The 23,806-nt window shown below is 69.6% G+C and carries 22 protein-coding genes; 10 read left to right on the top strand and 12 right to left on the bottom strand.

The window, feature by feature from the left end:
- Positions 1 to 79 precede the first annotated feature (79 nt).
- Both QRN44_RS04205 and yczR read right to left on the bottom strand, forming a co-directional pair.
- Positions 80 to 4,009 (bottom strand): efflux RND transporter permease subunit, encoded by a 3,930-nt coding sequence (locus QRN44_RS04205; RefSeq protein ID WP_502928583.1) that lies wholly within the window; start codon positions 4,007 to 4,009, stop codon positions 80 to 82.
- Between the two features lie 144 nt (positions 4,010 to 4,153).
- A complete protein-coding gene (gene yczR / locus QRN44_RS04210) occupies positions 4,154 to 5,596 on the bottom strand; it encodes a MocR-like transcription factor YczR (RefSeq protein ID WP_285038349.1) in 1,443 nt (480 codons plus the stop codon).
- 63 nt (positions 5,597 to 5,659) lie between these two features.
- Between yczR and yczE the strand changes: the two genes are divergently transcribed.
- Positions 5,660 to 6,325, top strand: a complete 666-nt coding sequence (gene yczE, locus QRN44_RS04215) for a membrane protein YczE (protein WP_285038350.1) — start codon at positions 5,660 to 5,662, stop codon at positions 6,323 to 6,325.
- A gap of 107 nt (positions 6,326 to 6,432) precedes the next feature.
- On the opposite strand, the gene QRN44_RS04220 is transcribed toward yczE, so the two are convergent.
- Positions 6,433 to 7,755, bottom strand: a complete 1,323-nt coding sequence (locus QRN44_RS04220) for a cation:dicarboxylate symporter family transporter (RefSeq protein ID WP_175116378.1) — start codon at positions 7,753 to 7,755, stop codon at positions 6,433 to 6,435.
- Positions 7,756 to 7,954: 199 nt separating this feature from the next.
- Between QRN44_RS04220 and QRN44_RS04225 the strand changes: the two genes are divergently transcribed.
- Both QRN44_RS04225 and QRN44_RS04230 read left to right on the top strand, forming a co-directional pair.
- On the top strand, positions 7,955 to 9,613 hold the full coding sequence (locus QRN44_RS04225; RefSeq protein ID WP_285038351.1) for a sensor histidine kinase: 1,659 nt from the start codon (positions 7,955 to 7,957) through the stop codon (positions 9,611 to 9,613).
- Positions 9,610 to 10,317, top strand: a complete 708-nt coding sequence (locus tag QRN44_RS04230; RefSeq protein ID WP_285038352.1) for a response regulator — start codon at positions 9,610 to 9,612, stop codon at positions 10,315 to 10,317. The genes QRN44_RS04225 and QRN44_RS04230 overlap by 4 nt, the downstream gene beginning before the upstream one ends.
- A gap of 187 nt (positions 10,318 to 10,504) precedes the next feature.
- Here the strand turns inward: QRN44_RS04230 and QRN44_RS04235 are convergent, their stop codons facing one another.
- The 3 genes from QRN44_RS04235 to QRN44_RS04245 are packed head-to-tail and all read right to left on the bottom strand — an operon-like array spanning position 10,505 to position 12,821.
- Entirely contained in the window at positions 10,505 to 12,157 is a 1,653-nt protein-coding gene (locus QRN44_RS04235; protein ID WP_285038353.1) for a hypothetical protein, read from the bottom strand.
- Positions 12,154 to 12,549, bottom strand: coding sequence for a hypothetical protein (locus QRN44_RS04240; RefSeq protein WP_285038354.1), 396 nt, complete (start codon positions 12,547 to 12,549; stop codon positions 12,154 to 12,156). Before QRN44_RS04240 ends, QRN44_RS04235 begins: the two co-directional genes overlap by 4 nt.
- Complete coding sequence (locus tag QRN44_RS04245; RefSeq protein WP_121291625.1) at positions 12,546 to 12,821, bottom strand: hypothetical protein; 276 nt, start codon at positions 12,819 to 12,821, stop codon at positions 12,546 to 12,548. Before QRN44_RS04245 ends, QRN44_RS04240 begins: the two co-directional genes overlap by 4 nt.
- A 205-nt stretch (positions 12,822 to 13,026) precedes the next feature.
- Between QRN44_RS04245 and QRN44_RS04250 the strand changes: the two genes are divergently transcribed.
- From QRN44_RS04250 to QRN44_RS04260, 3 genes are all read left to right on the top strand, one after another.
- Positions 13,027 to 13,641 (top strand): hypothetical protein, encoded by a 615-nt coding sequence (locus QRN44_RS04250; protein ID WP_175116384.1) that lies wholly within the window; start codon positions 13,027 to 13,029, stop codon positions 13,639 to 13,641.
- A gap of 170 nt (positions 13,642 to 13,811) precedes the next feature.
- Positions 13,812 to 14,669 carry a DUF4097 family beta strand repeat-containing protein gene (locus tag QRN44_RS04255; protein WP_285038355.1) on the top strand — a complete coding sequence of 286 codons (858 nt, stop codon included), beginning with the start codon at positions 13,812 to 13,814 and terminating at the stop codon, positions 14,667 to 14,669.
- Positions 14,666 to 15,295 carry a PadR family transcriptional regulator gene (locus QRN44_RS04260; RefSeq protein WP_064294217.1) on the top strand — a complete coding sequence of 210 codons (630 nt, stop codon included), beginning with the start codon at positions 14,666 to 14,668 and terminating at the stop codon, positions 15,293 to 15,295. The genes QRN44_RS04255 and QRN44_RS04260 overlap by 4 nt, the downstream gene beginning before the upstream one ends.
- A gap of 87 nt (positions 15,296 to 15,382) precedes the next feature.
- Here the strand turns inward: QRN44_RS04260 and QRN44_RS04265 are convergent, their stop codons facing one another.
- A complete protein-coding gene (locus QRN44_RS04265; protein WP_285038356.1) occupies positions 15,383 to 15,889 on the bottom strand; it encodes a septum formation family protein in 507 nt (168 codons plus the stop codon).
- Positions 15,890 to 16,150: 261 nt separating this feature from the next.
- On the opposite strand from QRN44_RS04265, the gene QRN44_RS04270 reads away from it, so the two are divergent.
- Positions 16,151 to 18,154 carry an APC family permease gene (locus QRN44_RS04270; protein ID WP_399543036.1) on the top strand — a complete coding sequence of 668 codons (2,004 nt, stop codon included), beginning with the start codon at positions 16,151 to 16,153 and terminating at the stop codon, positions 18,152 to 18,154.
- Positions 18,155 to 18,213: 59 nt separating this feature from the next.
- Positions 18,214 to 18,504 (top strand): hypothetical protein, encoded by a 291-nt coding sequence (locus QRN44_RS04275; RefSeq protein ID WP_285038358.1) that lies wholly within the window; start codon positions 18,214 to 18,216, stop codon positions 18,502 to 18,504.
- A gap of 69 nt (positions 18,505 to 18,573) precedes the next feature.
- On the opposite strand, the gene QRN44_RS04280 is transcribed toward QRN44_RS04275, so the two are convergent.
- From QRN44_RS04280 to QRN44_RS04295, 4 genes are read right to left on the bottom strand one after another with little or no spacing between them, the layout of a single operon-like run.
- Complete coding sequence (locus QRN44_RS04280) at positions 18,574 to 18,954, bottom strand: fluoride efflux transporter FluC (RefSeq protein WP_285038360.1); 381 nt, start codon at positions 18,952 to 18,954, stop codon at positions 18,574 to 18,576.
- The gene (locus QRN44_RS04285) at positions 18,951 to 19,328 is read right to left on the bottom strand and encodes a fluoride efflux transporter FluC (protein WP_285038361.1); all 378 of its coding nucleotides are present in this window, start codon (positions 19,326 to 19,328) and stop codon (positions 18,951 to 18,953) included. The genes QRN44_RS04280 and QRN44_RS04285 overlap by 4 nt, the downstream gene beginning before the upstream one ends.
- 53 nt (positions 19,329 to 19,381) lie before the next feature.
- Entirely contained in the window at positions 19,382 to 19,906 is a 525-nt protein-coding gene (locus QRN44_RS04290; protein ID WP_285038362.1) for a universal stress protein, read from the bottom strand.
- A 4-nt stretch (positions 19,907 to 19,910) separates the two neighbouring features.
- Complete coding sequence (locus tag QRN44_RS04295) at positions 19,911 to 20,495, bottom strand: HhH-GPD-type base excision DNA repair protein (RefSeq protein WP_064294211.1); 585 nt, start codon at positions 20,493 to 20,495, stop codon at positions 19,911 to 19,913.
- A gap of 207 nt (positions 20,496 to 20,702) precedes the next feature.
- Here QRN44_RS04295 and QRN44_RS04300 point away from each other — a divergent pair, with 207 nt between their 5' ends.
- Together QRN44_RS04300 and QRN44_RS04305 are read left to right on the top strand one after the other, a co-directional pair.
- A complete protein-coding gene (locus tag QRN44_RS04300) occupies positions 20,703 to 20,918 on the top strand; it encodes a DUF3073 domain-containing protein (RefSeq protein ID WP_064294210.1) in 216 nt (71 codons plus the stop codon).
- Positions 20,919 to 21,050: 132 nt separating this feature from the next.
- A complete protein-coding gene (locus QRN44_RS04305) occupies positions 21,051 to 22,238 on the top strand; it encodes a 2TM domain-containing protein (RefSeq protein ID WP_285038363.1) in 1,188 nt (395 codons plus the stop codon).
- A gap of 68 nt (positions 22,239 to 22,306) precedes the next feature.
- Here the strand turns inward: QRN44_RS04305 and purF are convergent, their stop codons facing one another.
- Entirely contained in the window at positions 22,307 to 23,764 is a 1,458-nt protein-coding gene (gene purF / locus QRN44_RS04310; RefSeq protein ID WP_064294208.1) for an amidophosphoribosyltransferase, read from the bottom strand.
- Between the last annotated feature and the right edge of the window lie 42 nt (positions 23,765 to 23,806).

Raw genomic sequence — 23,806 nt, forward strand, 5'->3', positions numbered from 1 at the left:
GCGCCGGTGACGGCGTTCCCGAGGGCTTCGTGTCGATCCGCGCGAGCCGCAGCTCAGCGACCCAGCGGCAGGTGGTCGATCACGGCCACTGCGCGCGGCGGCGCTTCGGCCGTTCGGTGCCCGATGACGCTTCGGTAGCGGGTGCCGTATCGGCATCGGACGCCGACTCAGCGGCTGGCGTCGACTCGGTGTCGGGCGTCGGCATGGACTCGGTAGCTCGCTCAGACTCAGCAGGGAGCTCGGACTCCGCCGCTGGCTCCGGCTCCAGGACCGGCTCAGGCTCAGCGACCGGCTCAGCGACCGCATCAGCATCAGCCCGCGCGTCCGGCTCAGGCTCCGCCGCTGGGGCGGCGTGCTCGCCGGAATGCGCGACCTCGTCCGCAGGGGCGTCGGAGACCGCGTCGGGGAGGGTGATCGCCTCGGTGCGCGGCAGCTCGTCACCCGTCGCCACATGCGCCCCGTGCACCTCGTGGGCTTCGTGGGCTTCGTACGCAGCCGGGCGCGTCATCGGTCGATCCACCGCCGGCTCACTCGGCGCAGCGACCTGCGTCTCGGGAGCCGCACCCGAGTCCGTGGGAACCGCATCGGCCGGTCCGGCGTCCGCGGGAACCGAATCGATCGGGGCCTCCTCCGTCGGTTCCGCGCCAGCGGGAGCGGCGGCATCTGGAGCCGCGTCGACCGGATTCACGTCCACAGCATCCGACGGAACGGACGCGTCAGGCGCGGTCGCCGTGGTCGCAGCGCTTCCACCATCGGCGCCGACGAGAGCCGGTTCCTCAGCAGGGACCGTCGCGGCCCGCGGCCCCTCGATCGCGGCGACCGTGCGCGGCGTCGGCTTCGGCTCGGCTGCAGCCCGCCGCTGCTCGCGACGTTCCCGGAACCCCTCGACGAGGTTGTAGAGGGTGGGGAGCACGACGAGCGTCAGGATGGTCGAGGAGACGAGCCCGCCGATGACGACGATCGCGAGCGGCTGCGAGATGAAGCCGCCGTGTCCGGTGATGCCGAGTGCCATCGGGGTGAGGGCGAAGATCGTCGCGAGCGCCGTCATGAGGATCGGGCGGAGCCGGCGTGCAGCACCGTGCTCGACGGCCTCGACGACCGTCATGCCGCGTCGCCGGTACTGGTTCACGAGGTCGACCAGGACGATCGCGTTCGTCACGACGATACCGATGAGCATCAGCACGCCGATGAGGGACGGGACGCCCAGCGGCACGCCGGTGATGATCTGGAGCCCGATCGCGCCGGTTGCGGCGAACGGTACCGACACCAGAAGTTCGAGCGGCTGCCGCAGCGAACGGAACGTCGCGACCATGATGACGTACACGATGAGGATCGCGGCGAGGAGCGCGAGGCCCAACTGTCCGAACGCGTCGCTCTGCGATGCCGTGACACCCCCGAGGGTCGCCGTGGTGCCGGCGGGCAGCTTGACGTCGTCGATCGCCGTCTGCACCTCGGCGCTGGCGGTGCCGAGGTTGTCGCTGCCCGGAGTCGCGCTGATCGTGGCCGAGCGAAGCCCCTTGACGGTCGAGATCGTCGCGGGTCCGTCGACCTGCGAGACCGTCGCGAGGGCGTCGAGGCGTTTCGGGCCGGTGGCGGTCGGAACCTCCGTCGCCGCGAGGGCGTCGACGGTGGTCGGTGGGTCCTGGGCGTCGACGTAGATGGTGAGCGTGGTGTCGTCGATGACGATGGAGCCCACCGTCGTCGGCTGCATGAGCTGCGAGACGTACGCCCCGAGCGCGACCTCGCTGAACCCTGCAGCGGCAGCGGCGTCGCGGTCGACGGCCACCTGGACGTAGGGTCGCGATTCGCTGAGGTTGCTCGTGACCTGGTCGATGCCGTCGAGGCCGGTGACGGCCTGCTGGATCGCGTCGGCGGCCTCCGCGAGGTCGCTCTGCCGTGCGGAAGTGATGTCGATCTCGATGTCGCTCGACCCACCGAAGCCCGCGGACGCGGCGACCTCGATCTCGCCGACGTCGTCGAGGCCGGACAGGTCCTTGCGGACCGTCTTCTGGAGTGCCGTCTGGTCGGCGTCCTCGCTCGTCGTGATCGAGTAGGTGATGGCTCCACCGCCGCCGCCCGAGAACGCGTCGCGCAGGGAGCTTCCGCTCGACCCGATCGAGAGCTGGACGGTGTCGATGCCGTCGATGTCGCGCAGCTTCGTCTCGACCTGCTTCGCCGCCGCGTCCTGAGCGTCGAGGCTCGTGCCGACCGGCAGGGTCTGCGTGACCGTCAGCGTGTTCTGGCCGGAGTCGCCCAGGAAGTTGGTCTTCATGAACGGCGTGAGCGCGAAGGTGCCGACGAGCACGAGCACCGACAGCAGCAGCGTGGTGACCGAGTGCTTGAGGGTCCAGTGGATGATCGGGAGGTACGCCTTCTGGAGCCGTGACGGCTTCTCGAGGTCGTCCTCGTCCTGCACGCTGACGCGACGTTCGCGCCGGCTCCGGACCGGTCCGGTCGTCGCGTCGGACGGCGCTTCCTCCGCTGCGGCTGCGGCTGCGAGCCGCTGGGCCTTCGGGGCGCGGAGGAACCAGTACGCGAGCACGGGCACGATGGTGAGCGCGACGAGGAGCGACGCGAGCAGGGCGATCGTGACGGTGAGGGCGAAGGGTCGGAAGAGTTCGCCGGTGACGTCGCCGACGAACGCGATGGGCAGGAACACGGCCACTGTGGTGATGGTCGAGGCGGTGATCGCGCCCGCGACCTCCTGGACGGCGCTCAGGATCGACCCGGCACGCTGCGCACCCGTGCGGTTGTCGCCGAACGAGAGGTGCCGCTTGATGTTCTCGATGACGACGATGGAGTCGTCCACCACCCGCCCGATGGCGATCGTCAGCGCGCCCAGCGTGAGGATGTTGAGCGAGTACTCGGCGACCTGGAGACCGATGAAGGTGATGAGCACGGACGTCGGGATGGAGATCGCCGTCACGAGCGTGGCCCGGACATCGAGGAGGAAGACGAGGATGATGAGGACCGCGAAGACGAGGCCGAGCAGGCCCTCGGTCGTCAGGGCCTCGATGGACTGCTCGATGTAGGGCGCCTGATCGAAGACGACGGTGAGTTTGGCGTCGGACCCGATGGTGCGCTCGAGCTCGGGGAGGATGTCGCGCACACCCTGCGAGACCTCGACGGTGTTCGCCGCGGGCAGTTTCGTGACGGCGATGGTGAGCGCCGGCTCGCCGTCGACGCGGGAGATCGAGGTGATCGGGTCGTCGCTCAGGGCGACCGTCGCGACATCGCCGATGGTCAGGACGGAGCCGTCAGTGGCGAAGGCGCCCGTGATCGGCAGGGCGGCGATGTCGTCGACCGAGGTGAGCTTCGTGCCCGTCTGGACGGAGAACGTCTTGTCACCCTCGGTGATGTCGCCCGCGGGCTGCAGGGAGCCGTTCTGCTGCAGCGTCGTCCCGATGACCCGGCTGGTCTGCCCCGCGAGGGCCAGTTTGGCGTCGTCGGGGGTGATCGTGACCCGCTTGCCCACCTCGCCGACGATCGCCGCGTCGCGGACGCCGTCGACGTCCTTGATGTCGGGGACCACGGAGCTCGAGAGCACCTCGGCCAGGGAGTCCTGGTCGGCCGCACCGGACACGGCGATCTGGATGACCGGGAGGTCGTCGATGCTGCCGCTGACCACCTGCGGGTCGACGGTGTCGGGCAGGGTCGACTTGATGCGGTTGATCGCCTGGGTGATCTTCTGTTCGGCGGTGGCGAGGTCCGTGCCGTAGGTGAAGGTCGCGCTGACGAGGCTCGAGTTCGTGCTCGACGTCGCCGAGGTGGACTCGATACCGGGCACGCCCTGGATCGCGGTCTCGATCGGGGTCGAGACGTCGTCGTTGACGACCTCGGGTGCCGCACCCGGGTAGCTCGTGATGATAGCGAGCTGCGGGAACTGGACCGACGGGATGAGCTCCTGCTTGAGGCCGCCCACCGCCAGGACGCCGAACACGGCTGCCACGATGGTGACGAGCGCGATCAACGCGCGGTTCTTCATGCTGAGGACGGAGAGCAGGTGCACGGAGCCGCTTTCGGTTGTTGCGAGAGGTGCCGACTCTGCAAGTATGTCACCGCACACCCGTCCGACGGCGGTCTCGCGCGGAGGCTGGACACTGCACGCACGAGCACTGCGTGTGGAGCGGCGTCAAGCTCGTCGGCGACGAGGTCAGACGACGTCTTCGAGGTAGTCCAGGGCCGGCACGTGCCCGAACATCGCGGAGTGCCACGTCTGCGTCAGCAGCTCGACCGCCTGCTCCGTCTGGGCCCACGGATAGCTGATCGGGATGCGCAGGTAGCGCTCGAACGCACCGTCGATCCCGAACCGCGGCCCGGCGACGATCACGAGCCCGTGACTCCGAGCCGCGAGCGAGAGCTGCGATGACGCCGCCTCGCCGAGGTTCACCCAGGTGGCGATCCCGCCGTCGACCCGCGGCACGGTCCACTCGGGGAGGCGATCGGCCAGGAGGTCGACGAGCCGGTCGCGGGTCTCGCCGAGCGCGACACCGCGCCGGGCGACGATGCCGTCCATCGCCGGCATCAACTGCTGGACGGTCAGCTGGTCGAGGATCGGGGTGCCGAGATCGCCCAGCGAGCGCGCCGAGACGAGCTTCCTGATCGTGCCGCGCTCGGCCCGGATCCACCCGATGCGGAGGCCGCCCCAGATCGTCTTGCCCACCGAGCCGATCGTGATGATCGACGCCGGCGCGCCCTCGAGTGCGGCGAACGGGGTGCCGTCGAGCCCCTGGTCCGTCGGCCGGTCGATGTCGAGTTCGGCCGTGGTCTCGTCGATCACGAGCACCGTCCCGTGCCGCTCGGCGGCTGCGGCGACCCGTCGGCGGGTCTCGAGCGGCATCGACGCCCCGGTCGGGTTGTGGAAGTCCGGCATGAGGTAGGCCATCGCGGGGCTCGTGCGTTCGAACCACTGCTCGAGCTCGCGGACGTCCCAACCGGTCTCCGAGGACACGGTCGCCGCGCCGAGTCTGGCCCCGGCCGCCCGGAGTGCCTCGTAGGCGTGGGGATAGCTCGGCATCTCGACGAGGACGCGGTCACCTCGGCTGAGCAGGGTGCGGGCGATGAGGGCGATCGCGTGTTGGGCCCCGACGGTCACCATGATCTCGTCGGGGTCGGTGGGCAGACCGCGCGCGGAGTAGCGGTCGGCGATGGCCTGCCGGAGCTCGGGCATGCCGACGAGGTCGTAGTCGAAGTCGTGCATGTACCGCGGCAGCTCTGCGGCGGCGGTGGCCACGGCGTCGATGATCTCAGGGCACGGCGGGACGGCCGCCTTGCTGAAGTCGAGGAACCCGCCCTGTGGCACGGGCGCCAGCGCAGTGGGCGCCGACGGCAGCAGGGTGACGCTGCCCGAACCGCGGATGCTGCGGAGGTAGCCCGCCTCCCGGAGTTCGCGGTACGCCGCGGTGACCGTGGTGCGGCTCAGCGCGAGTCGATCCGCCAGTTCCCGCTCGGCCGGCAGACGGGTGCCGACCGGGATGCGTCCGTCGAGGACGAGGAGTCGGATGCGGTCGGCGAGACCGCGGTAGGCGGGCGCAGCGGTCTTCCACTGCCCGAGCAGGGCGGCGAGCGATCGGGCACTCAGGGTGATGGAAGCCATTGAACCACGATACCCGGATTGGCCTCTAGCGCCAAAGCCAATCGTGCAATTGGATTGTCCACCATGACCCGTCGTGTGCTTCAACTCCTCATCGGCCTCTTCCTGTACGGCATCGCCATCGCGATGATCGTGCGCGGTGCGGTCGGGGTCGCCCCGTGGGACGTCCTCACCCAGGGACTCAATCTGCGGACGGGCCTGAGCTTCGGACTCATCACGATCATCGTCGGCGGGCTCGTGCTCCTCGCCTGGATCCCGCTCAAGCAGCGGCCGGGTGTCGGCACCGTCCTGAACGTCCTCCTCGTGGGACCCTCGGCCGACATCGGGCTGGAGTTCATCCCCGCGGACCTCGACCTGTGGGCGCGCATCCTGCTGTTCGCCGGTGGACTGCTCCTCCTCGGCGTCGCCTCGGGCCTCTACATCGGCGGCAACTTCGGCCCCGGCCCGCGGGACGGCCTCATGACCGGCATCCACCGCGTCACCGGGTGGCCGATCTGGGTCGGGCGCACGGGCGTGGAGCTCGTCGTCCTCGGTGTCGGGTGGCTGCTCGGCGGGAACGTCGGCATCGGAACGGTGGTCTTCGCCGTGCTCATCGGCCCGATCTGCGGCTACACGATCCCGCTGTTCCGGATCGCTCCGCGGACGGAACGGTCGACCACCGCCGTGGACGAGGCGGTGCTCGAGGGCGACACCCCGCCGACGAAGCCGATCGTCGACTCCCCTGCGAACTGAGCACCCTTCGACAGGCTCAGGGACCGGGAGCGACAGGCTCAGGGACCGGGAGCGACAGGCTCAGGGACCGGATGTCCGGCCCCTGAGCCTGTCGACGTGCCGGAGCCTCAGCGCTTCGCCACCGCGACTGCGCCCGTGTGGTCGTCGACGCTCATCGTCGCCTCGTCGAACCGCGAGCGACCGGAGAGGACCTCGCCGACCTGCACCCGGTCGACCTCCTTCACCCACGTGCCGATGATGATCGTGGCGACCGCGTTGCCGGTGAAGTTCGTGAGCGCACGCGCCTCCGACATGAAGCGGTCGATGCCGACGATGAGGCCGACCCCGTCGACGAGGTCGGGTCGGTTGGCCTGCAGCCCGCCGGCGAGGGTCGCGAGACCGGCGCCGGTGACGCCCGCGGCGCCCTTCGACGCGATGATCATGAACACGAGGAGCGAGATCTGCTCCCCGAGGTTCATCGGGACACCCATGACGTCGGCGATGAAGATCGACGCCATGGTGAGGTAGATCGCGGTGCCGTCGAGGTTGAAGGAGTAGCCCGTCGGGACGGTGATGCCGACGACCGGCTTGGAGACACCGAGGTGCTCCATCTTCGCGATGAGTCGCGGCAGCGCAGCCTCGGAGGAGGAGGTGCCGACGATCAGGAGGTACTCACGGCCGAGGTACTTCATGAGCTTGAAGATGTTGAAGCCCGTGGCGAGGCGCAGGACCCCGCCGAGCACGATGACGATGAACAACGCACAGGTGATGTAGAACGCGATCATGAGCGTGGCGAGCCCGACGAGCGCGCTCGCACCGGCGGACCCGGTCACCGCGGCGATCGCTCCGAAGGCGCCGACGGGGGCGATCCACATGATCATCGCGAGCACCCGGAACACGAGCGCCTGGATGAGCTTGACACCGCGCAGGATCGGTTCACCCGTCGCGCCCATCTTCTGCAGGCCGAAGCCGACGAGCAGGGCGACGAAGAGGACCTGCAGGATGTTGCCGCCGGTCAGCGATGACACGAGCGTCGTGGGGATGATGCCGAGGATGAACTCGGTCGTGCTCTTGGCCTCCCCCTCCACCGGATAGCTCGTCTCGGCGAGGTTCAAGCCGGCGCCCGGCTGGATGAGGTTGCCGACGACGAGGCCGATCGCGAGCGCGAAGGTCGACATCACGATGAAGTACAGCAGCGCGAGCCCGCCGACCTTGCCGACGGTCGCGGCCTTCGCGATCGACCCGACGCCGATCACGATGGTGCAGAAGATGACCGGGGCGATCATCATCTTGATCAGCGCCACGAAGGCGTCGCCGATGGGTTTGAGTCCCTTCGCGAACTCCGGGGCGGCGAGGCCGACGACGATGCCGGCGAGCACCGCGACGATCACCGCGAGGTAGAGGTAGTGGGTCTTGTCCAGCCGTTTCAGGGAGGAGAGCGTCATTGCCATTCCGGATCCGTTTCGTCGGCCGCGTCAGTGCGGCAGCGGGTGGTCGATCGACCCATGCTGCGACCACGTCGGCGGATCGGCCGGGTTGTGGTCGTAGTGGCCGCTTGTGGTCGTACTGGTCGCGGTCGGCGACGCCTGAGGCCCTCGTCACCCCCGATACTTGAGGGGTCGACGCGACGGAGCAGACGGAGGTGACGCGATGGCCGGTCGGTCCAGGAGCATCGCCTCGCGGCTCTTCCTCGTTCAGCTCGTCGCGGTCGTCGCGATGACACTCGTCGCCGGTGTCCTGCTCTGGTTCCAGGCCCGTACCGAGACCGAGGACCGCGCGGTCGCGAAGTGCCTCGACGTCGCGAACGGCGTCGCGGACAACCCCTACGTCGTCGCGCAGCTCGGCTCGGAACGCCCGTCGGACGCGCTCCAGCCGTACGCCGAGGCGCTCATGCGCGACACCGGCGTCGACTTCGTGACGATCATGGCTCCGGACCGCACCCGGTACACGCACCGTGAGCGCGACCAGATCGGCAAGCCGTTCATCGGCACGATCGGACCGGCGCTCGAGGGAGGGACCTTCACCGAGACGTACACGGGCACGCTCGGCCCCTCGGTCCGCGCCGTCGCACCGATCCGTGACGGCGCCGGCGAGGTCGTCGCCCTCGTCGCCGCGGGGGTCACGGTCAGCAACGTGTCGGAGACCTTCGAGACCCGGGTGCCGTGGTTGCTCGGGACGGCCCTGCTCGTGCTCGTCGTCGGCGCGATCGGCTCCTGGACGCTCCGCCGCTACCTCGCGCGGGTCACCGGGTCGCGTGGACCTGAGGACCTCGCCAGGATGTTCGACTACTACGAATCGGTGCTCCACTCGGTGCGCGAGGGGCTCGTCCTCGTGGACCGACACCGGCGTCTCGTGCTCGTCAACGACCAGGCGGCCGAACTGCTCGGGCTGCCGCTCGGTGAGCGTTCCCCGGGCGCGGTGCCGGTCGACGAGCTGCCGATCGACGCCGGCCTGCGGGAGCTCCTCGCGAGTGGGCGTCAGGCCGTCGACGAGATCCACCTCACACGCGAGCACGTGCTCGTCGTGAACCAGGAGTCGGCGGTCGGTCCGGGCGAGACGGCGGGCCCGCACCCGCGTGGCTGGGTGATGACGCTGCGCGACCATACCGAGATCGAACACCTGAGCGGCGAACTGGCGTCCATGCGGACGATGAGCGACGCCCTGCGCTCGCAGACCCACGAGTTCGCGAACCGGCTGCACACGATCGTCTCGCTCATCGAGCTCGACCGGCGGGAGGAGGCGCTCGACCTCGCGGCGCAGGGACTCGGGGCCAGTCAGCGGTTGACCGACCGCGTGCTCGCGGCGGAGCACGAGCCGGTGATCTCGGCCCTGCTGCTCGGCAAGACGGCGCAGGCGGCCGAGCAGGGGGTCGAGCTGCACCTCGAGAGCGACCCGGCGCTCGGACGCGTGCGCGTCGACCCGGCCGTGATCGTCACTATCCTCGGCAACCTCATCGACAATGCGATCGACGCGGCGGCCGGCGATCGCCCCTGGGTGGAGGTCTACCTCGGACAGGGGCTGCCGGACGAGCTCGGCGCCGGGCGGTCCGCCGACGCCGAGACGACGGAGCTCGTGATCCAGGTGACCGACAGCGGGCCGGGCCTGCCCCCGGAGGCGCTCGACGTCGCGTTCGTGCGCGGCTGGTCGACGAAGGAGCCCGGCCGATACGGTCGGGGGTTCGGTCTCGCGCTGGTCCAGCAGGCCGTGACACGGCTCGATGGCACGATCGAGGTCGTCCGCGAGCCGTCCTCGGCGTTCGTCGTGACGCTGCCGGCAGCGGTCGGGGTCCGGGACGAGGCAGGCACATGAGCGGGCACATCCGGGTCCTGGTCGTCGAGGACGAACCGATCGCCCAGCAGGCCCACGCGTCCTACCTGCGCCGCGTGGAGGGCTTCGAGCTCGCCGGTGTGGCGGGCGATGCGGCCACCGCGATGCAGGCGCTTCGGGCCACTGCGGCCGGTCGCTCCCCCGACGACCGGATCGACCTCGTCCTGCTCGACCTCAACCTGCCGGACGCGCACGGTCTCGAGCTGTGCCGACGCATCCGGACGGCGGGTATCGATGTCGACGTCATCGCCATCACCGCGGCCCGTGATCTCCGGATCGTCCGGGCGGCGGTCTCGGCGGGCATCGTCCAATACCTCATCAAGCCGTTCGCGTTCCCCGCGTTCGCCGACAAGATGGAGGCGTACCGCTCCTTCCGGCACACGATGTCGGCGGAGGGCTCGGTCGCAAGCCAACACGAGGTGGACCTCACCCTCGCCACGCTGCGAGCGCCGTCCTCCCGTCCGCAGTTGGCGAAGGGCCTCTCGGAGGACACCCTGCGTCTGGTCTCGGACCTCCTCCGGCAGGCGGCCGGACCGCTCTCGGCGAGCGAGGCGGCGGCCGCCGGGTCCCTGTCGCGGGTGACGGCGAGGCGTTACCTCGAGTACCTCGCCGAGACGGGCGCCGTCGAGCGCTCGCCGCGCTACGGCACGCCTGGGCGCCCGGAGCTCGAGTACCGCTGGCGGTGAGCGGACGTCGGTCTCCACCCGGTCGCGCACCCCGGCCCCCCTGAGCCGCACCCGCTCCCCGAGCCACCCCACCCGCTCCCTGAACCACCCAACCCGCTGCCCGACCCCCCCGGTCCCTGAGCACCCCCCCGGTCCCTGAGCACCCCCCGGTCCCTGAGCCCCCCCGGTCCCTGAGCTTGTCGAAGGGTCAGCTCGGGTTCACGACGGCGTAGATCTGGTTCCAGTTCGCGAAGCCCGTGACCGGCTCATCCGAGCCGTTCAGCATGATGTCCTCGTCCACCGAGTTCGTCTCGCCGGTCGACGGGTCGTAGATCTCGTAGTCGCCGTCGTGGAAGCCGATGATGAGCACATAGTGCTGCGGGATGGTGTTGTCGCCGGGGCCGACGAGCAGCGGGACGGGGGTCCCGTCGTTCGCGGCGACCGCCGCCTCGGTGAGCGCAGCCCCTCTGCCGGAGTCGCCACCCAGGAGGTTGGTCCAGTCGATGTGGTAGTCGGTGCCGGTGCGGTCGGCTTCGTCGACCGCGCCGCCGGGTGCCGTACCCGCGACGTTCGGGTAATCGACCGGGCCGGGGAACAGGTCGTTCGCGCGGTCCTGGACGGCCTGCTGCAGGAACGTCATCCGATCCTCGGTGTCCAGACCGGCCGCGTCGGCCAGGTCGAGTCCCCGGAGGTAGTCGGGCACATGTCCGTCGAGGAGCTCGCCGGTCCGCAGCCAGTACGCGAGGAACGGATCGGACTGGGCGGCCAGGGTGATGAGCGTCGTCGATCCGCACGTCTTGTTGTTGTACTGGTCGAAGGTCTCGCCGTTCACCGTGGCGTCCCCGTTGTCGCCGACGCCGAGGTTCGTGAGTTCGTCGATCATGCGCTGACGTTCGCCGGCCGGAGCGTTCTTGATCGCGTCGGCGAGGGCGAGCACGGAGGAACTGCCGGCGCCGGTGGCGATCGCGCTCATGAGGAGGGCGCTGACGGCGGGATCGCCGGACTCCTCCATCGCCGCGAGGATGCGTTCGCGTTCGTCGTCGCTCATCGCGTTCCAGTTCTGGACGTAGTTCGCCCATTCCGTCTCGGAGAGGACCGAACCGTCCGGGTCGCCGTTCGGGAACTGCGTCCGCGAGACGAGGACGTCCAGCCGTGTCTGACCCACGGGCACCTCGACGCCCGCGAGCACGGCGTGGCCCTCGGAGTCCGACAGTGCCCGCTGCAGCGCCTCACCGGCCGCCCATGCGTCGTCGTAGGCGTCGTGGCAGACGGACACGCCGTCGAGGATCTGGCCGGCCCCGCGGATGAGGTCCGAGATCACCCCGGCGACCTCTCCGGCTCCGGTGATCGGGTTGGTCATCGCCCATGGGTTCACGGAGATGTTCCCGATGGTCCGCTGACCGTCGCGGATGGTGTCCGCACCCGGATGGTGAGCGCTGCGGGCCGCGGTGATGGCGTCCGCGTAGTCGCGCAGACCGGTGGCCCCGGTCCGGAGCCCCTCGATCTCGCTGCCGACGAGGGTGTCGACGGACGCCAGGACGTGTGCCGCGCTCGCGCCGGTCACCCCGACCAGGGCGTCCGGCAGGCTCGACGCCGTGACGGTGGAGAGCGTGGTCTGGATGGTCTCGGCGGCGAGCGCCGCGTGCTCGTACTGCTCCGCAAGCCCGTCGATGGTGGCCGGATCACCCGGCGGTGGGGTGTCCGCGAACGTGGAGGATCTGGGGATGAGCCCGACCGCGCGATCGACGAACGATCCGATCGAGGTGATGAAGCTCATCGGGTCGCCGCTCAGCGAACCGATGAAGGTGGCGAGCACATCGATCTCGGCTGAACTCTTGGTGCGCAGTTCGGAGAGGTTCACGAGCGGTCTCCGATCCCGGCGGTGCGCGTGGTCGTGGCGAGTCCGGAGAGGAGCTGCCGGACGACGGTCTGCAATCGGGCGACCGCGCGCAGTTCGGCGGCGGTCTCAGCGCTGCCGGCACCTCGACGACGCGCGTCGAGGAGGGCGTCGAGCAGGACGACCCCCGCCTGCTCGTCCGTCAGCATGCCGGCACCGAGGTCGATCACGGCGTCGAGACCGGCCGTGCGGACCACGCTCGCGACCTGTCCGGTGACGCCGGCGGGGACACCGGCCCCGCGGAGTTCCGCGGCGAGCGACGCGACCCGTGCGCCGGTCGCGGCCCGCTCGGACGCGTCACGGCGATCGGACGGGACCACCGTGGGTGGCGGAGCCTGCGGCGACGGCGCGGTCATGAGGCGTCCTCGGCGAGGGCCGCGTCCGTGCCGGCCATGGTGTCCGCGACGTGCTGCATCCACCGTGCGAAGTCGTCGAGCGTCTTGCCCGCCTCCGTCATCTCGGTCCGCCACGTCAGTTCGAAGGCGGCGGCGTTCGCGGCCACCTGCTCGTCGAGGAACGACGTGTCGAGGCACGTGGAGAACATCCCCGTCGCGCTCGTGGCCGCCCCACCCACCGTGTGGACGACCGCCGTCAGGCCCGCGTCGTCCACCTGCATCGTGCCACTCATGGGTCCCCGCTCTCCGGTGCTGTTCGCGCTTGCCGGTCGATCCCGGTGATGCGCCTGATCCGATGGTTCCACCCTGTCCCCGCCAGCACCGGAAGACGATGGGCAGCACTACCCATCACCCGTCGGGCGTCGGACGTGGCGCACGCCGGGGCGTCGGTTACGGTGAGGGTGACGCGTCCGCCCGGGCGCCGCGGAAGGGGCCGTCATGCAGCAGATCCATCGCCGCCTCGCGACCGTGTCGCTGAGCATCCTCGTCGCCGCGCTCTGTTGCACGGGATGCGGCCTGTCGGCGAAACCTGTCGTCGCTGACGGGACCGACGACGCCCGGCTCGCAGCGCTTGCCGATGATCCGCTCTTCACGGACGGCAGCGTCAGCGGGCCGCAGGTTCCGGACACCTCCGCCAATGTCAGCGTGCAACGCGGGGCGATCACGGTCGATGGCCTCTGGCCGTCGGACGTGACCGCGGAACCGGGACCGAGCGGGCCCGCTTGGCCTGCCGCCACCGCCATGTTGGTCCAGCTGCGCGAAGCCGGTTGGCGGCCGGTGGCCGTCTCCTGCGAGCTGGATCGGTCGTCGGGCTTGGAGGGAGCGACGGTGTTCGCCACGAAGGAGTTCGGCGACTTCACCGCTGCGCTCGAGGCCGTGGTGAGGCCCCCGTCCTCGAAGCTCGTCGGCTACGTGCCCTTCCATGCCGAGGCCGACGACCCGTGGTCGGCCCACTCGGAGGTCCCCGCCGGATCGAGTTGCCTCGACGGCAGTGGGCCGCCGGCCGACGAGGGGTCCGTCCCCGACGACCTGGCCATCGCTCCCTGGTACTGAGCGGCGGCCGGTCCGGCCGGACGTGTGGGGCCGCGACCGAGCGGCCGCCGATCCCAGGGTCGACTCAGGGTGATCCCGGAGGCTCCGGGGGTTGCCATGCACCAAAACGCGATATATCGTGAACTTCAGTTCAACGCGATATATCGCGATTACTCGGAAGGAACCGCACCATGGCACAGGAGAAGTGGATCATCGCTCCCGGCGAGAGCCGCATCATCGACCTCGAACTCGTGAGACGGCTCAAGGTCGGCCTCGTCGGCGGCCAGGTCGACATCATCGGACACGACGAGCCCGGCGCCCGCATCGAGGTCGGGGCCGTCACCGGCAAGGACCTCAAGATCACCATCGACGGCGACGTCGCCGAGATCGACCACCCGCAGCTGCGGTGGGACAACTTCCTCGAAGTGTTCTCGAACTTCGGCGCCAACCGCGCCACGGCCCAGGTCAGCGTCCTCGTCCCCCGCGACATCGCCCTGACGCTCGGCGTCGTGAGCGCCAGCGGACTGGTCGCAGGCCTCACCGCGGACGCCAAACTCAACACGGTGTCCGGCGACCTCGTGGCCGACCGGATGACCGGACGACTCGACCTCAACTCCGTGAGCGGCGAGCTCACGGTCCAGAACCACACGGGTCGCATCCAGGCGCACACGGTCTCGGGCGACGTCACCGTCTCCGGCGACATCACGCGCGCCTCGATCGACGGCGTCTCCTCCGACCTGCTCCTCGACATCCACGGTGCGTGCGAGCAGCTCGACCTGAACACCGTGAGCGGCGCGATCACGGTCCGTCTCGACGAGGAACTCGCCGCACGCTACACGGCGAACTCGGTCGGCGGCCGCCTGGCGATCGACGGCGTCGTCCTCAAGGGACTGCGCGGTGGCGGGTACAACTCGCACACGGGCGCCCTCTCCGGACAGTTCGCCGAGGTGCGCATGAACACCGTCGGCGGCGCGGTGACCGTCCTCCGCCGCCCGGCTGCCGAGCCGGCGGGCGCGGCCACCACCGCAGGGAGCGAGGCAGGCGCATGAGCCCCGTCTTCGCCCACGGCAGCCTGCGGCTGTACCTCCTGAGCCTGCTCGACGAGTCGCCGAAGCACGGCTACGAACTCATCCAGGCGCTCACCGACCGGAGCGGTGGCACCTACAGCCCGAGCGCCGGCACCATCTACCCGCGCCTCGCGAAGCTCGAGGAGGAGGGACTCGTCACGAAGACGAGTGACGGCCGGAAGACCGTCTACGAGATCACCGAGGCGGGCCGGGCCGAGCTCGCGGCACGGGCGGGTGAGCTCGACGGCATCGAGGACCAGCTCACCGATTCCGTCCGCCGTATCGCCGACGAGGTCCGCAGCGGGGTCACGGCGGCCATGAAGAGCCTCCGGGCCGATCTCGCCTCCGCCGCGCGCGAGGCGAAGCAGTCCGCGAAGCCCGGTCCGAGCTGGACGTCGACCGCCGAGGAGAGCGCCGATCAGAAGGTGCAGGGTCGCCTGGCGCTCCACGAGACCGACGTGTCGATCAACGAGTTCCGACAGGCGGTCCGAGCCGAACTCCGCGAGCACGTCGCCCGTGGCGGCGCGCTGGACGACGACACCGTGTCAGCCCTGCGTGCCGACCTCGTCGCCGTCCGCGACCGCCTGCGGGAGCGCTTGCAGGGCTGATCGCCCCGCCATGCGAGCCGAGACACGGAACCGCCCGACCCCGTTCTGGGGTCGGGCGGTTCCGTCGGCGCGGCGCGTGCGGTCGAGCTACCGTGCCGCCCCGGCCAGCGAGCCCGTGGTCGCCTCGGAGTCGTAGATCACGCAGGTGACGAGCCGGTCGTCCACCCCGTTCCAGCTGGCCTCGGTCGGCGTGTAGTAGTTGAACTCGAGGTTGGAGTCCTCGTAGACGATCCCGACGAACGCCTGGAACTGCGCATAGCAACCGTCGTCGGCCTGCTGCGTGACGGCCTCCTCGCCGGGCCACTCGTCGCCGGTCAGCGTGACCTCGCCGTACACCTCGTACTGGTGGGGCTCGGAACAGGGCACGGTCGGCACCTCCGTGACCTCGTCGGACGACGACTCGTCGTTCAGGCAGTCGCCGACCGAAAGGGTGAAGACGTCCGTCGTACCTCCACCGACGATCTCGCCGGACTGCGCGTCCCGGGTCTCGGCGGGCTTCGGGAGGATGCCCTCCACGACACTGCACCCGGAGAGCGTCAGGGTCGCGGCGAGGGCGGCGAGGGCGAGCGGGAGGAGACGACGGCGAGCGGTCACGATGAGGGTCCTTGAGGTGGGTGGTCGATCACGAGCGACTGTCCGGGCACACAGCCAGGCAACAGCCGTCGATCAGGATATTGGTCGACCATTCTGGTCCGCCACTCCCCCGGTCGATGAACACTGCGTCACGGTCGGGTGACGATGCCTGTCCATCCAGCTCATCCCCGCTTGACTCCGGTTCCCGAAGGAGTAATATCGCCGCTCGTGACAACTGAGGGTCGAGAGCCCGGGACAGAACCACGATCGGCAAAACGCTGGTTGATCGGGGACCCGCTGCCGACCGAGAACCTGGAGGGCCAGCTCCTCCCCAAACGGCTCGCGCTGCCGATCTTCGCGAGCGACGCACTGTCGAGTGTGGCATACGCACCGCAGGAACTCCTCATGATCCTGACGCTCGGCGGGCTCGCCTTCCTGAGCTTCGCGCCGTGGGTCGCCGCGTGCGTCGTGATCCTCCTCGTCGTGGTCGTCGCGAGCTACCGGCAGCTCATCAAGGCGTACCCGTCGGGCGGTGGCGACTACGAGGTCGCCCACCGGAACCTCGGCGAGAAGGCCGGCCTCGTGGTCGCCTCCGCTCTCCTCGTCGACTACGTCCTGACGGTCGCCGTCTCGGTGGCCTCGGGCGTCGACAACATCATCTCCGCGATCCCCGGGCTGAACCCGTGGCGCGTCGAGCTGGCCGTCGGATTCGTCCTCGTCCTCATGGCCGTCAACCTGCGCGGTGTCCGGGAGTCGAGCAAGGCCTTCGCGATCCCCACCTACTTCTTCATCGCGAGCGTGCTCGTCATGATCGTCGCAGGACTCGCCCGCACCGTCATGGGCGACGCCCCGGTCGCCTCGAGCGCCGAGTTCACCGTGCAAGGCGAAAGCCTCACCCAGGCGGCGTTCATCCTGCTCCTCCTGCGCGCCTTCTCCTCCGGTTGCTCCGCACTCACCGGTGTCGAAGCGGTCTCGAACGGTGTGCCCGCGTTCCGCCGCCCGCAGATCAAGAACGCCCAGAAGACGCTGGTCCTCATGGGCGGCACCGCGATCGTGCTGTTCGTCGGCCTCACCGCACTCGCCCTCATCTCCCGCGTGCACTACGCCGAGAACGCCTGTCACCTCGAGGGGTTCGCGGACTGCGCGACGACGCCGCAGCCGAGCCTCATGGCACAGGTCGCGACCGCGGTCTTCGGCGCGAACAGCATCCCGTTCTTCCTCATCCAGGCGGCGACCGCGTGCGTCCTCCTCCTCGCAGCCAACACGGCCTTCAACGGCTTCCCGCTGCTCGGTGCGGTCCTCGCGCGCGACTCCTACGCCCCCAAGTCGCTCAACACCCGCGGCGACCGCCTCGTGTTCTCGAACGGCATGATCATCCTGGGTCTCGCCGCATGCGCGATCCTCGTGGTCTACCAGGCGAACCTCACCCAGCTCATCCAGCTGTACATCATCGGGGTGTTCGTGTCGTTCACGCTCGGCCAGACAGGCATGGTGAAGCACTGGCTGCGGATGCTCCGGGAGGGCTGCGACAACCGCGGCTCCGTCTACCGCGGACTCGCGATCAACGCGTTCGGCGCCCTGCTCACCGCGAGCGTCCTCATCGTCGTCACGATCACGAAGTTCACCCACGGCGCCTGGCTCGTCTTCGTGCTCATGCCGATCCTCTTCATCCTCATGCTCGGCGTGAACCGCTACTACCGCGACGTGGAGAAGGAGGTCGAGGTCGACCCGACCACGACCTTCGGTGCGACCGGCGACCACGCGATCGTCCTCGTCGGCAAGATGCAGAAGCCGATCCTCAAGGCGCTGGACTACGCGATCGCCGCGAAGCACGACAGCCTCGAAGCGGTCCACATGTCGGTCGACCCCGAGGCCACGAAGCTCCTCGAACAGCAGTGGATCGAACAGAACATCCACGTTCCCCTCGTCATCCTCGAGTCGCCGTACCGCGAGTTCGCGATGCCGCTCGCGAAGTACATCAAGGCGCACCGTGCTGAGCACGGCGCCGAGGTCGTGACCGTCTACATGCCGCAGTACATCGTCGGGCACTGGTGGGAGAGCCTCCTCCACAACCGGCGGGCGTCGCGGATCCGCAACCAGATCATGCTCGTCCACGGCGTGACCGTCGCCCTCGTGCCCTGGCTGCTCGACTCCTCAGAGCTCATCTACGGACGTCGGTCACGGCCGCTGCCCGGCCAGGAGCGACGTGGCGAGATCGTCCGCGTCAAGAAGCCGATCGAGCGGAAGCCGCACATCGACCGCAACACGGGGCAGCCGCGCTCCTGATCGGCCACGCACTCAGGCGACGGCGTGAGGGGTCGGCCGCCGACTGACAGACTGGGGACATGTTCACCTGGGGTCTCTCGCTACTGTTCCTCGCGGCCGTCTTCGGGACGCTGTCGATGGTCCGCCTCATCGCCGCGAACCCCGACTCGCCGCTGCCGATGTGGCAGGGCCGCCCGCAGCGACTCCCGCAGTTCACCATCATCCTGCGCGGCCTGTCGGGTGGGCTCGGGATCTTCGGGGTCTTCCTGCTGTGGTCGGAGATCGGCTTCTGGAGCATCCTCCTGCTCGTCGTCGCCCTCGGGATCCCGATCGTGCTGAACCTCCGGCACAACCGCCGCTTCGAGGCGTAGCCGCCGTATTCGTTCGCCCATTTTCGGGCGAACGAATACTCATTCGCCCATCTTTGGGCGAACGAGCGGCTAGGCGAGGAGCGAACCGACCCCGTAGCCGACGAGGGCCGCGACGACCGACGCGACGAGCATGCCCAACGCGTTGGTCGCTCCGGCCCGGGAACGTCCGTCGTGGAGCAGCCGGACGGTCTCGATGCTCGCGGTGCTGAACGTCGTGTACCCACCGAGCAGCCCGCCCCCGAGGACGAGCCGCCACGCCTCGTCGACGACCCCGCCGAGGGCCAGCGCCGTGACGAGGCCGAGCAGAAGCGACCCGCTGACGTTGATGACGGTCGTGCCCCAGGGGTACGCGCCGCCCACGCGGGACCGGATGAGGCCGTCGACGACGAAGCGAGCAGCGGCGCCGACACCGCCGGCCGCCGCGATCGCGAGGAAGAGCCAGGGCGTCACGAGCGGCCATCGCCGATCCGTCGGGCGAGGACGATGCCGCCCCAGCTCGCGAGGACGCCCAGCACGACGCTCCCCACCGCGTACAGCACCCCCACCAGAGCGTTCCCCCCGATGAGGAGGACGCTGCTGTCGGCCGCGAGCGCGCTGTACGTCGTGAAGCCGCCGAGGACGCCGGTGCCGAGGAACAGGCGGAGATCGCGTCGACGGCCGTCGTCGGGTCCGCGTCGGAGGAGCGACTCGAGGAGGAGGCCGAGCAGGAAGGCGCCGACGACGTTGATGCCGAGGATGGCCACGGGAACACCGCCGATGGGCGGGACCGCGAGGGAGATCGCCTCGCGGGCGCCCGTCCCGATCGCGCCTCCGAGCGCGACCATCGCGATCGTGGCGGGCCGGAGGTGCGGAGCCCGCGTCCCCGTCGGAGCGGCCGTCACCGCAGGTCGCCGGCGGGGGCGTCCCAGAGCGGTTCGTCGGTGGCGCTCGGCGCGAGCGGGACCACGACCACCGGACGCGCCTGCCGGTGGGCCAGCGTCGCGGCGACGGAACCGTTGAAGAACTCGAGGATGCCCTTCCGGAGGCCCCGCTCCCGGGTCCCGACGATGATCGCCCGGGCGGACACCGAATCGGCGAGCCGACCGATGGCACGTGCCGGATCACCGGCGAGCTGGGTCAGTTCCCAGGCGACGCCGGTGTCGTCGAGGAGGCGATGCGCCGTCGCCTCCAGGCCGGGATCGACGGGCTCCGGATCGAAGTCGTGCAGATCGGCGTCGAACGGGAGTGACGTGACGGTGCCGTCGACGTTCTCGACCACGACGAACCGGCTCGCGTCGACGTGGGCGAGGACGAGCCTGCAGGCGAAGGCCTGCGCGAACGACGCCGCCTCGACGAGCACGGTGTCGGGTTGCCCCGGCGTGACACCGACCACGATCGCGGCCGACCGTTGCGCTTCGACCATGTCCTCACTCCCCTTTCGCGCGCTTCGCGGCGGCCTTGGCCGCCTGCTTCGCCGCCCGCACCTGCGCGAGCGACTCCGGGTCGACGATGTCGGCGACGGACCGGAGGCTGCCGTCCTCGCCGTAGGGCGCCGACGCTTCCCGCCAGTCGGCGGCGTCGAGCCCGTACTGCTTGCCGAGCAGCGCGAGGAAGATCTTCGCCTTCTGCTCACCGAACCCCGGCAGGGCGAGCAGGCGCTTCAGGATCTCCGGGCCGTCGGGCGCGTCGCGCGTCCAGATCGCCTCAGCGTCGCCGTCCCAATCGTCGACGATCGCGGCGCAGAGCCCCTGCACCCGGCCGGCCATGGAACCCGGGAACCGGTGCACGGCGGGACTCGTCTTGAAGAGCGAGGCGAACGCCTCGGGTTCTTCCCGCGCGATGGTGGCCGCGTCGAAGGAACCGAGGCGGTCGCTGATCTTCAGCGGGCCGGCGAACGCGGTCTCCATCGGCACCTGCTGATCGAGCAGCATGCCGACGAGGAGGGCGAGCGGGTCGGTCGACAACAGGCGGTCGGCGTCCGCATCTCCGGTGATGTGCAGGGTTCCGGTCATGGGTCCATCGTCCCACCACTCGGCGTGCTGGCCCAGCCCCGTTCCGTCGCGGTGTCGGCAGCGGTGCGCGCCGGACCGTCCCCGTACGAGCGCCCCGTCCACGGGCGGCATGGTAAGCTCAACGCTAGTCTTTATCGTTCCCTGGTAGGCGAAAGCCCCGGACGCCCCGCAAGCGCGGCCGGTCAGAAAATCATGAGGGGGTCTCGCATGGGTCGTGGCCGTCAAAAGGCAAAGCACACGAAGATCGCTCGTGAGCTCAAGTCGTTCAGCCCGGACGTGAACTACAACGCGCTCGAGCGCGAGCTCACTGGGCACTCCGTCGACCACCCGGGCACGGGCGTCGACGAGAGCTACGACGACGAGATCGCCAAGTGGGCTGAGTACGCCGAGAAGTACGCCGACGGTGAGGCGAAGGGCGCGTAGGCGCGTCCTTCCCACCGTTCCGGCGTGTCTGCATCAGCGGTTCACCATCGCTCCGGCACGTCTCGGCCGGGTGATCTCTCAGACGACTGTAGGCAAATGGAGTTCTCGCTGGGCGGCGACTAGCCTGGACGGATGAACACCGACGAACTCCGCGTTGCCGCCAAGAAGCGCCTGAAGGCGCAGCACGATTTCAAGCAGTTTCTCGCCGTCTGGGGTGCGGTCTCCGTCCTCCTGATCGTCATCTGGCTCCTCACCGGCGCGTGGGGATACTTCTGGCCGATCTGGCCGATCTTCGTGATGGGCATCGCCCTGGTCTTCGTCGGACTCGACGCCTACGGTCCGTCCAAGCACATCACCGAGGACGCCATCGACGCCGAGGTCGCGCGCCTCGTGAACCAGCAGCAGCAGCGCGCTGCCGCTCGCGAGGCCGCCTCGCAGCCGAACTCCACGCAGGCACCGTACGCCGGTCAGAGCGGTTACGAGCAGCACCCCTACCAGGCGGGCCAGACCGGCCAGGCGCCGGTGTACGACCCCGCACAGTACGGACAGACCACCGCTTACGACACCTCGCAGTATGCCGGTGGCCAGACCGGCGGATACGGCACGACGCAGACCCAGCAGGGCTCCCAGGCGACGCAGCAGTACGGCGCCTACCAGGCACCGTCGACCGAGGCTCCGACCGCTGAGGCTCCGGCCGCGGAGCCCACCTCGGACTGGGTGCGCGCCGCCGGGCCCACCCCGACCGAGCAGTTCGCCGCGGTCTTCTCCGGCACCGACCGCGCGCCCGAGGCCGCCGCCGCAGCGAACACCTCCGCCGAACCGGCCGAGTCGATCGTCCTGGAGTCGACGTCCACCGGCGACGCGGAGACCGTCGCAGCCGCCGCCGACGAGACCGAGGCGCGCCTCGCGAGCGACGAGACCGGAGCCGCAGACACGACCGGACGCGACGAGACCGTGTCGGCCACCGCACCGGCCGCGGCCGTGAGCGCGCCACGCACCTCGACCAGCCGGTCGGCGACGACGCGTTCGACGACGGCTCGGAAGCCCGCCGCGAAGACGACCACGGCGACGGCCGCGGGCACCACCGTCCGCAAGACGAGTTCGACGCGCGCCACCACCGGTTCGACGACGCCCAAGGCGGCAGCGGCCAAGACCACGACGCCGAAGACCGCAGCCGCGAAGGCACCGACGACGAAGACGACGGGCGCCGCAGCGAAGCCGGCCAACGCGAAGGCACCGGCGAAGCCGCGCACGACGAAGCCGAAGGCGGCCCCCGCGGCCACGCCGGCACCGCTCGAGCAGCCCGGTACGCCGGAGTAGCAGTCGGTTCTTGAACGACGAAGCGCGCGATCCCCTCGGGGCTCGCGCGCTTCGTCGTTCAGCAGGGCTCAGGAGAGCTGCGAGCGCTCCACCCACTCGAGGTACTCCTCGGAGACCGTACCGGTGACGTACTCGCCGGTGAAGCAGCTCATCTCGAGGTCGCTGATGCCGGAGCCCTCGAGGATGGCGGCCTTCATGTCGGCGACCTCCTGGTAGATGAGGTTGTCAGCGCCCAACTCACGCGCGATGTCGGGGATCTTCTTACCGTGTGCGACGAGCTCCTGGCGGGACGGCATGTTGATGCCGTACACGTGGGGGTAGCGGACCGGCGGTGCGGCGGAGGTGAAGGTCACCTTGTTGGCACCGGCGAGACGCGCCATGTCGACGATCTCCTTCGACGTCGTCCCGCGGACGATCGAGTCGTCGACGATGAGGATGTTCTTGCCCTTGAACTCGGAGCCCATCGCGTTGAGCTTCTGACGGACGCTCTTCTTGCGCTGCGCCTGGCCCGGCATGATGAAGGTGCGCCCCACGTACCGGTTCTTGTAGAAGCCCTCGCGGTATTCGATGCCGAGCTTCTGCGCGACCTGCATGGCCGCTGGACGGGAGGAGTCCGGAATCGGCATGACGACGTCGATGTCGCCCATCGGCGTGTACTCGGCGATGGTGTCGGCGAGCCGGTTGCCGAGACGCAGCCGGGCCTCGTAGACCGAGATGCCGTTCATGACGGAGTCGGGGCGCGCGAGGTAGACGTACTCGAAGGAGCACGGCACGAGACGCGGGTTCTTCGCGCACTGCCGCGAGTACAGCTCGCCCGACGCGGTGATGAAGACGGCCTCTCCCGGGGCGATCTCACGGACGATCTCGTAGCCGCCGGCTTCGAGGACGAGCGACTCCGAGGCGACCACCCAGTCGTTGCCGACCATGCCCGTCTGGCGCTTGCCGAGGATGAGCGGGCGGATACCGAACGGGTCGCGGAAGGCGAGCAGGCCGTGACCGGCGATGAGGGCGATCGTCGCGTAGGAGCCCTCGACCCGCTCGTGCACGTTCTCGACGGCGTTGAACACCTGGTCGGGATCGAGGTCGAGGCCGCTGATCTGACCCTGCAGCTCCGTCGCGAGGACGTTGAGCAGCAGCTCGGTGTCGCTCGTGGAGTTCACGTGACGACGGTCGACGTGGAACAGGTCCTTGCTGAGCTCGCGCGTGTTCGTGAGGTTGCCGTTGTGGATGAGCGTGATGCCGTAGGGCGCGTTCACGTAGAACGGCTGCGCCTCGCTCTCGTTGGCGGCGTCGCCCTTCGTCGCATAGCGCACGTGGCCGAGGCCCATGTTGCCGAGGAGCGAGCGCATGTCGCGGGTGCGGAAGGCTTCACGCACCTGGCCCTTGGCCTTGACCATGTGGAAGGTGCTGCCGTCGGCGGTGGCGATGCCGGTGGAGTCCTGACCGCGGTGCTGGAGGAGCAGGAGGCTGTCGTAGACCTGCTGGTTGGCAGGCTCGGTTGAGACGATGCCGACGATGCCGCACATGCGTGGGGACTCCTTGGGGTTCGTGCTGGGCGAGTGGCGAAA

It is taken from the genome of Plantibacter sp. lyk4-40-MEA-4, assembly GCF_030209415.1.
GTDB classification, from domain to species: Bacteria; Actinomycetota; Actinomycetes; order Actinomycetales; family Microbacteriaceae; genus Plantibacter; species Plantibacter flavus_A.